The organism is Sphingomonas sp., from assembly GCF_051962185.1.
Classification (GTDB): Bacteria; Pseudomonadota; Alphaproteobacteria; order Sphingomonadales; family Sphingomonadaceae; genus Sphingomonas.
In genome coordinates this window covers 1-7,531 of the sequence record NZ_JBQCCN010000108.1, presented here as the reverse complement: position 1 = coordinate 7,531, position 7,531 = coordinate 1, and the positions used below count along the sequence as shown (strand labels likewise).

The window sequence follows — 7,531 nt, the reverse complement described above, 5'->3', positions numbered from 1 at the left end:
AGGAAGACGCTGCAGAAGGTGCGCAACGAGGGCCTGCTGCCGACCGTGCAGAAGGTGTTCGCCAAGCTCGATACCCCGATCCCGCTCGGCTATTCGCTGGCCGGCACGGTGGTCGAGCCGGGCAGCGACGCTGGTGGCTACGCGATCGGCGACCGCATCGCCTGCGCCGGCGCGGCCGTGGCCAACCATGCCGAATATAATGCGGTGCCCAAGAACCTGTCGGTACGTATCCCGGCCGGGGTCGACGACGAGGCGGCGAGCTTCGTCACCATTGGTGCCATCGCGCTTCAAGGGGTGCGCGTCGCCAACCCGACCCTGGGCGAACGCGTCGTCGTCATGGGGCTCGGCTTGATCGGCCAGCTCACCGTTCAATTGCTCAAGGCCAACGGCTGCCGCGTGCTCGGCTTCGATCCCAATCCGGCGCGCGCCAGGCTCGCGATCGAGACGGGCGCCGACGTCGCGGTCAGCGACGCGCTCGACGATGCGGTGCGCGGCTTCACCGACGGCTATGGCGCCGACGCCGTGATCGTCACCGCGTCGAGCAAATCCTCGGCTCCGCCCAACCAGGCCGCCGAGATCAGCCGGATGAAGGGCCGCGTCGTGATGGTCGGCCTGACCGGCATGGAGATCGATCGCGAGCCTTATTACAAGCGCGAGCTCGATCTGCGCCTGTCGATGTCCTACGGCCCCGGCCGCCACGACCCGGCCTATGAACTCGAAGGGCATGACTATCCGCTCGCGTACGTGCGCTGGACCGAGCAGCGCAACATGCAGGCGTTCCTGGAACTGGTCGCCGAAGGGCGGGTGACCCCGTCCAAGCTCGTCACCCACCGTTTCCCGATCGAGCAGGCCGAGGCCGCGTACAAATTGATGGACGGCGACGAGCCCTATCTCGCCATCCTGCTCACTTATGCCGACACCCCGGCGCCGATCGAGCGTTCGATCCCGGTCGCGAGCAAGAAGGCGTCGGCCGCCAGCGGCCGTGGCACCGGCTTCATCGGCTTCGGCAATTACGCCAAGTCGGTGCTGCTCCCCGCGCTCAAGAAAGCGGGCAACGAGCGGCTGACGACGGTGGTCACCTCGACCGGCCTATCGGCGCACGACGCCGCCGAACGCCAGGGCTTCGCGCACGCCGCGACCGATCCGCAGGCGGTGCTGGGGGACGCCGACACCGACTGCGTGTTCGTGGCGACGCGTCACGACAGCCACGCGCGCCTCACGGTCGAAGCGCTCAAAGCGGGCAAGCACGTCTTCGTCGAGAAACCGCTGGCGCTGACCATCGACCAGCTCGCCGAGGTCCAGGAAGCGGCCAACGCCGCGCCGGGCGTGCTGACGGTCGGCTTCAACCGCCGCTTCGCGCCGATGATGGTCGAGGCCAAGGCGGCGCTCGCCAATCGCGGCGGGCCGATCGCGATGCATTACCGGGTCAATGCCGGGCATGTGCCGGGCGATAGCTGGCTGCACGGCGCCGAGGGCGGCGGGCGGATCGCGGGCGAGGCCTGCCATTTCGTCGACGCGCTCTGCTTCCTCGCCGGCGGGCCGCCGGTCGCGGTCGAGGCGGTCAGCCCCGACGGCGTCAGCGACACCGTCTCCGCGGTGCTGCGCTTCGCCGACGGCTCGACCGGCACGATCCTCTATTCCTCGCTCGGCGACAGCTCGCTGCCCAAGGAATATCTGGAAGTGTTCTCCAGCGGCCTGGTCATCCGGCTCGACGATTTCCGCAAGTTGCACATCACGCGTGGCGGCAAGACGGTGACCAAGTCCGCCTCGGCGCAGGACAAGGGGCAGGCGGGGCTGGTCAAGGCATTCTACGCCGCCGCGCGCGAGGGGGCGCCGCTGCCGATCCCGCTCGACGAACTGATCGCGGTCAGCGCCGCGACGCTGGACATGGCCGGCGCGGACTGAGAGCCCGCGTGACCACGCCTTCGATCACCGCGATCATCCTCTCGTTCAACGAGGAGGTGCATATCCGCCGCTGCCTCGAGCGGATCGCACCGCTCGTCGCGCGGACGATCCTGGTCGACAGCTTCTCGACCGACCGCACGGTGGCAATTGCCCGCGAGCTCGGCGCGGAAGTACATCAACACGCCTTCACCAACCAGGCGGCGCAGCTGCAATGGGCGCTCGACACGATCCCGATCGACAGCGACTGGATCATCCGGGTCGATTGCGACGAATATCTGGAGCCGGCGCTGATCGACGAGATCAGGACCAAGCTCCCTGCCCTCCCCGCCGACGTCACCGCGCTCGACGTCAAGTTGAAGGTGCTGTTCAAGGGCAAGTTCATCCGCTGGGGCGGCTATTATCGCACCTGGCTGACGCGGCTGTGGCGCCCCGATGCCGGACGGATGGAGCAGCGCTGGATGGACGAGCGCCTGCTGATCACGCGCGGCCATGCCGAGCGGCTGACCGGGGGCGACCTGGTCGACGCCAGCCTCAAGGACATCGGCTGGTGGACCGAAAAGCATAATGGCTACGCGACGCGCCAGATGATCGATTTCATCGCGCGCGAGCACGGGCTGATCGGCGAGGAGGCGGAGGGCGAGCTCACCGCCTCCGCCAAGAAGCGCCGCGGCCTGCGCAAGCTCTATGGCGGCGCCCCGCTTTATCTGCGCGCCGTGCTCTATTACCTGCGACGCTATTTCCTGCTGCTCGGCTTTCTCGACGGCAAGCTCGGCTTCGTCTGGCACTTCCTCCACGGCTTCTGGTTCTTCGTGCTGATGGACGCCAAGATCGACGAGGCGCGAACGTGGATCGCGGCCAATTCGATCGAGGAATTCCCGCGCTATCTCGAGGAACGCTATCGCATCGCCGAGACGGGGATCGCATGGCGGCGGTGAAGCCCAAGGTCATCATCCTGATCGGGGCATTCTGGCCGGGACACGAATCCGCCGGGCCGAACCTCAGCGTCAAGGCGATGTGCGAGAGCCTGTCGGATCAGGTCGAGTTCTTCCTGGTCGCGCGCGACCGTCCGTTCGGCGCGGCCGAGCCGATGGTCGCCAACAAGGAATGGCGCGATCTTGGCTGGGCCAGGATCCACTATCTGACCGTAGGGCCGAAAGGCGCCGAAGGCCTCGCCGACCTGCTGCGCGACACGCCGCACGACCTCCTTTTCGTCAACGGCTTCTTCGACCGCGAATTCACCATCCCGGCGATGCTCGCCCGCCGCTTCGGCAAGGCGCCGCGTACCCCGGTGGTGATCTCGCCGCGCGGCGAATTCTCGTCAGGCGCGCTCGGGCTCAAGAACGCCCGCAAGGGGCTCTACATGGCGCTCGTCCGCCTGCTCGGGCTGGCGAAGAACGTCACCTTCCACGTCACCAGCACGGAAGAGGAAGCCGATACTCGCAAGCTCTTCCCCGACAACCGGATCGAGCGGATCACCAATGTCCGCCCGGTCTTCCCGCTGCCGCCTTATCGGCCGGGCAATCTCTTCCGCCTCGCCTTTCTGGGTCGCATCTCGCCGGTCAAAGGCCTCGACGTCGCGCTGGAGGCGTTGGCGCTGGTCAGCGAGCGGGTGGACTTCACCATCTACGGCCCGATCAGCGATCCCGCGCATTGGGCGCGCTGCGAGGAACTGATCGCAGCCCTCCCCGCCAACGTCTCCGCGCATCGCGACGGCGAACTGGGCAACGATGCGGTGCCGGCGGCGATGGCAAGGCAGGACCTGATGTTCATGCCGTCGCGCTCGGAGAATTTCGGACATGCGATCTTCGAGGCCTTGTGCGCCGGGACGCCGGTGCTGATCGGCGACCGCACGCCCTGGCAGGACCTCGAAGCAGCCAAGGCCGGTTTCGACATCCCGCTTCCCAATCCGGCGGCGCTCGCCGCAGCGATCGACCGTCTCGCCGCGATGAACCCGGCCGAATATGCCGAGTGGCGTGCCGGCGCGCGGGCGATGGCCGAGCGCTTCGTCGCGACCTCGACCGCGCGTGCCGACATGGCGCGGCTTTTCAGCGCCTTGACCGCCCGGAGCGCTTCACCCATGGCCGATCCCGCATGACGAGCCTCGCCACCCACGCCAAGCGCTTCATCGGGCCGCTGCTCGCCAATCGCTGGACCGGCATCGTCGCCGCGCGCGTGCTCGGCGACCGCATCCCGCATCGCGGACTGACGATCGACACGTCGAGCCCGGTGGTGACCCCGAAGATCAAGGCGGCCTTGCTGCTCCAGGGCTATGAGTCCGGCGAGTACCGCTTCGTCCGCCAGTATATTCCGACCGATTGCGACGTGATCGAGCTGGGCGGCAGCCTGGGCGTGATCAGCTGCACGATCCGCCGCCGCATCGCCGCCGACCGACGCCAGTTCATCGTCGAGGCCGATCCGCGTCTCGCCAAGGCGCTGCGCCGCAACCTGTCGATCAATCATTGCGACGCCAATGTCGAGGTGATCGAGGCGGCGATCAGCTACGATCCCGGCGAGACGGTGTCGTTCGCGCTCGGCGAGAGCTCGGTCAGCGGGCGCATTTCGGCCGATGCCGGATCGCTGCCGACGATCGAGGTTCCCGCCTTGACCCTGAGCCAGCTGATCGAACGCCACAGCCTGACCGATTTCGCTTTGGTCAGCGACATCGAGGGCGTCGAATGGCGCATCCTCAAGAACGATCTCGACGCGCTCGCCAAGGCGCGGATGATCGTGATGGAGACGCACGACAGCCCGGGCAACGGCAGCTACGAGGATCTGATCGCCGCGCTCCAGGCGACCGGCCGCTTCGACCTGCTCGACCGTCACGGACCGGTGGTCGTGCTCGAGCCCAAGACCGCCTGAGCGCCGTCATGCCAACGCGCCTGGCGATCGTCGTCACCCACCCGATCCAGCATTTCGTCCCCTTTTATCGCGCGCTCGCCGCGGATCCCGGGATCGATCTCCATGTCCTGTACGGCGCGCCGATCGGGGTGAAGGCCTATTTCGACAAGGAGATGCAGTCCGAGATCAGCTGGAACATGGACATGCTCGGCGGCTACAGCCACGAATTCCTCGGCGAGGTGCCGGCGAGTGGCCAGTCGAGCGTGCGCGAGCCGAGCTCGCCCGAGATCGGCGCGCGGTTGAAGGCGTTCGGTCCCGATGTGGTATTGGTCTACGGTCATGCCCAGGCCAACGTCTACCGCGCGATCTGGTGGTGCCGGCGCAACAAGGTGCCGCTGATGACGATCGGCGACAGCGAATTGCTCCGCGAGCGGACGACCACGACGCGGATGGCGAAGGAGATCGTCGTCCGCCAGATCTTCCGGCGCTATTCGGCGTTCCTGTCGGTCGGCGACCGCAACGCCGATTTCTATGCTTATTACGGCGCGCCGCGCGACCGCATCTTCCGCTGCCCGTTCACGATCGACGAGACGACCTATCGCGCCGCCAAGGCCGACCGCCCGGCGCTGCGGGCCGAGGCGCGGCGAACCTACGATATCGCCGACGACGCGACCGTCGCCTTGTTTGTCGGCAAGCTGTCCAACCGCAAGCGCCCGATCGACCTGGTCGAGGCGCTGGCACAGACCAGGGGCCGCAAGGTCACCGCGCTGTTCGCCGGCAATGGCGAGCAGATGGAGCCGGCCAAGGCGCGCGCCGCCGAAGCGGGGGTCGAGGCGCGCTTCGCCGGCTTCGTCAATGTCGACAAGCTCCCGGCGCTCTACGCCGCCGCCGATATGCTGGTCCACCCGTCGCAGGCCGATCCGCATCCTTTGATCTGCTCGGAAAGCGCGTGCATCGGCCTGCCGATGCTGCTCAGCGACCGCGTCGGCGCCGCCGGCCCGACCGATATCGCGCGGCCGGGCGAGAATGCCCTGATCTTCCCGTGCGCCGACACCGCCGCGCTCGCCGCGCTGATCGACGAATTGTCGGGCGACGATGCGCTCCGCGCAGCCATGGGCGCGCGATCGCTCGAGATTTTCGACGAACTCGACATCAAGGCCAGCGTCGCCGGCGTCCATCGCGGGATCGACGCCGCGCGCGCGCGGCCACGATGAACGCGGTCCGCAAGCTCCTCAGCCCGAGCTACTGGCTGAGCGACAGCCCGATCGCGGCCTGGCTGCGCGGCGCCGGCTGGCTGTTCACCTCGTCGTTGATCGAACGCGCCGCCGCGATTGTTCAGACGGTGATGATCGCGCGCGCGTTCGGGATCGAGAATTACGTCCGCTATTCCCTGCTGTTATCGACGATCAGCCTGCTGACCCCGCTCGTCGGGCTCCAGCTTCCCTATGCGATCATTTATTTCGTTTCGCGTTACCAGGCACGCGAGCCCGAGCGCGCCGGCGCGGTGGTGCTGCTCGGCAAGCGGCTGACCGCGGCGACCACCGGGATCATGTTACTGGCGGCGGTGCTGTTCGCGGGGCCGCTCTCGAACTGGCTGTTCGTCGCCCAAGGTTATGCCTGGCCGCTGATCCTCGGCGCGATCCTGCTGATGGCCTCGATCCAGGCGGGGCTCAACGACACTCTGCTCCAGGCGAGCGAACGCTTCCGCGCGCTCGCGCTCGCGCGGCTCTCGACCGCGATCATCGGCGTGCTGGTTCTGGTCGTGGTCGCCAAGTTCAAACCCGGCCTGACCCCCGTGATGATCGTCCTGGCGGGCAACGCCGTGCTGCGCTGGATGGCGGTGGCGATCCCCGCGCGGTCGGTCAGCACCCGGCTTACCGCGCACAGCAATTTCCGCGCGGCGCTGAAGCAGGGATCGGTCATCCTGCATTTCTCGCTGCCGAGCGGGATGCTCGCTTTCGCTCAGGGCATCGCGCTCTGGATCGGCAATTATTACCTCACACGCAGCCCTTATGGCCTGCGCGACCTGGCGGTGATCAACACCGGCCTGCAATGGCGCTCGCCGATCCTGGTGGTGATGGCATCGCTGGCAAGTGCGCTGCTGCCGATGCTCGGCCGCTATATCGGCCAGGACGATCACAGCCAGACGCAGCGGCTCCAGCGCTACAACATGATCCTCAACGTCGGCATCGCCACCATCTTCTCGATATTGGTGATCGCCTTCTCGAGCTTCATCCTGCGGCTCTATGGCCACGATTTCCGCGGCCAGAGCTTCCTGTTCGGGCTGTTCCTGATCGTCCTGGTGCCGACCGTCTATTGCAACGTCCACCAGCAATATCTGGTCGCGACCGGACGGATGTGGAGCCAGTTCCTACTGTTCGTGCCCTATACATTGATCATCGTCGGCGGGACGATGTGGTACGCGACGGGGCTGCGCGGAGCTACTCTGGGCTATATCCAGCTTCTCGCCTGGGTGATAACGGCGTTGCTGATCACCATTGTCGTCGCGATCCAGGCCAAGACCGACCGCAAGAACCAGGAATCGATCCAGTAATGAGTATTCAGGACCAGTTCCGGACATTGAGCGCGGCGCGCTTCTGCGAAAGCGCGGGTTTCGCCGCGGTCGATATCGGCGCGCGCGGGGGGCTCGACGCAGCGATGCTGCCGCTTGCCTGGGCGACCGAGATGATCGGGTTTGAGCCCGAACCGGCGGAGGCCGCGGCGCTGCAGGGCGGCAATCCCAAGCCGTGGAAACTCCGCCGCGTCATCGCCGCCGCGGTCGGCGGGG

At 67.0% G+C, this 7,531-nt stretch carries 7 protein-coding genes; all 7 read left to right on the top strand.

The window, feature by feature from the left end; translation table 11 throughout:
• The coding region (locus tag ACTHJR_RS06375; protein ID WP_440522288.1) for a bi-domain-containing oxidoreductase at positions 1-1,905 on the top strand (1,905 nt) is incomplete at its 5' end.
• Positions 1,906-1,913: 8 nt separating this feature from the next.
• Entirely contained in the window at positions 1,914-2,840 is a 927-nt protein-coding gene (locus ACTHJR_RS06370; protein WP_440522287.1) for a glycosyltransferase family 2 protein, read from the top strand.
• Positions 2,828-4,000, top strand: a complete 1,173-nt coding sequence (locus tag ACTHJR_RS06365; protein WP_440522286.1) for a glycosyltransferase — start codon at positions 2,828-2,830, stop codon at positions 3,998-4,000. Before ACTHJR_RS06370 ends, ACTHJR_RS06365 begins: the two co-directional genes overlap by 13 nt.
• Positions 3,997-4,764: an FkbM family methyltransferase gene (locus ACTHJR_RS06360; RefSeq protein WP_440522285.1), complete on the top strand. Its 768-nt coding sequence runs from the start codon at positions 3,997-3,999 to the stop codon at positions 4,762-4,764. The genes ACTHJR_RS06365 and ACTHJR_RS06360 overlap by 4 nt, the downstream gene beginning before the upstream one ends.
• An 8-nt stretch (positions 4,765-4,772) precedes the next feature.
• Entirely contained in the window at positions 4,773-5,957 is a 1,185-nt protein-coding gene (locus ACTHJR_RS06355) for a glycosyltransferase family 4 protein (RefSeq protein ID WP_440522284.1), read from the top strand.
• Entirely contained in the window at positions 5,954-7,297 is a 1,344-nt protein-coding gene (locus ACTHJR_RS06350; protein ID WP_440522283.1) for an oligosaccharide flippase family protein, read from the top strand. The genes ACTHJR_RS06355 and ACTHJR_RS06350 overlap by 4 nt, the downstream gene beginning before the upstream one ends.
• A partial coding sequence (locus ACTHJR_RS06345) for a hypothetical protein (RefSeq protein ID WP_440522282.1) occupies positions 7,297-7,531 on the top strand: 235 nt, incomplete at its 3' end. The genes ACTHJR_RS06350 and ACTHJR_RS06345, both read left to right, overlap by 1 nt.

Excerpts from the sequence above, each read along its gene's own strand:
- ACTHJR_RS06360 (WP_440522285.1), top strand. The coding sequence starts at position 3,997 with ATGACGAGCCTCGCCACCCACGCCAAGCGCTTCATCGGGCCGCTGCTC.
- ACTHJR_RS06365 (WP_440522286.1), top strand. The coding sequence starts at position 2,828 with ATGGCGGCGGTGAAGCCCAAGGTCATCATCCTGATCGGGGCATTCTGG.
- ACTHJR_RS06350 (WP_440522283.1), top strand. The coding sequence starts at position 5,954 with ATGAACGCGGTCCGCAAGCTCCTCAGCCCGAGCTACTGGCTGAGCGAC.
- ACTHJR_RS06355 (WP_440522284.1), top strand. The coding sequence starts at position 4,773 with ATGCCAACGCGCCTGGCGATCGTCGTCACCCACCCGATCCAGCATTTC.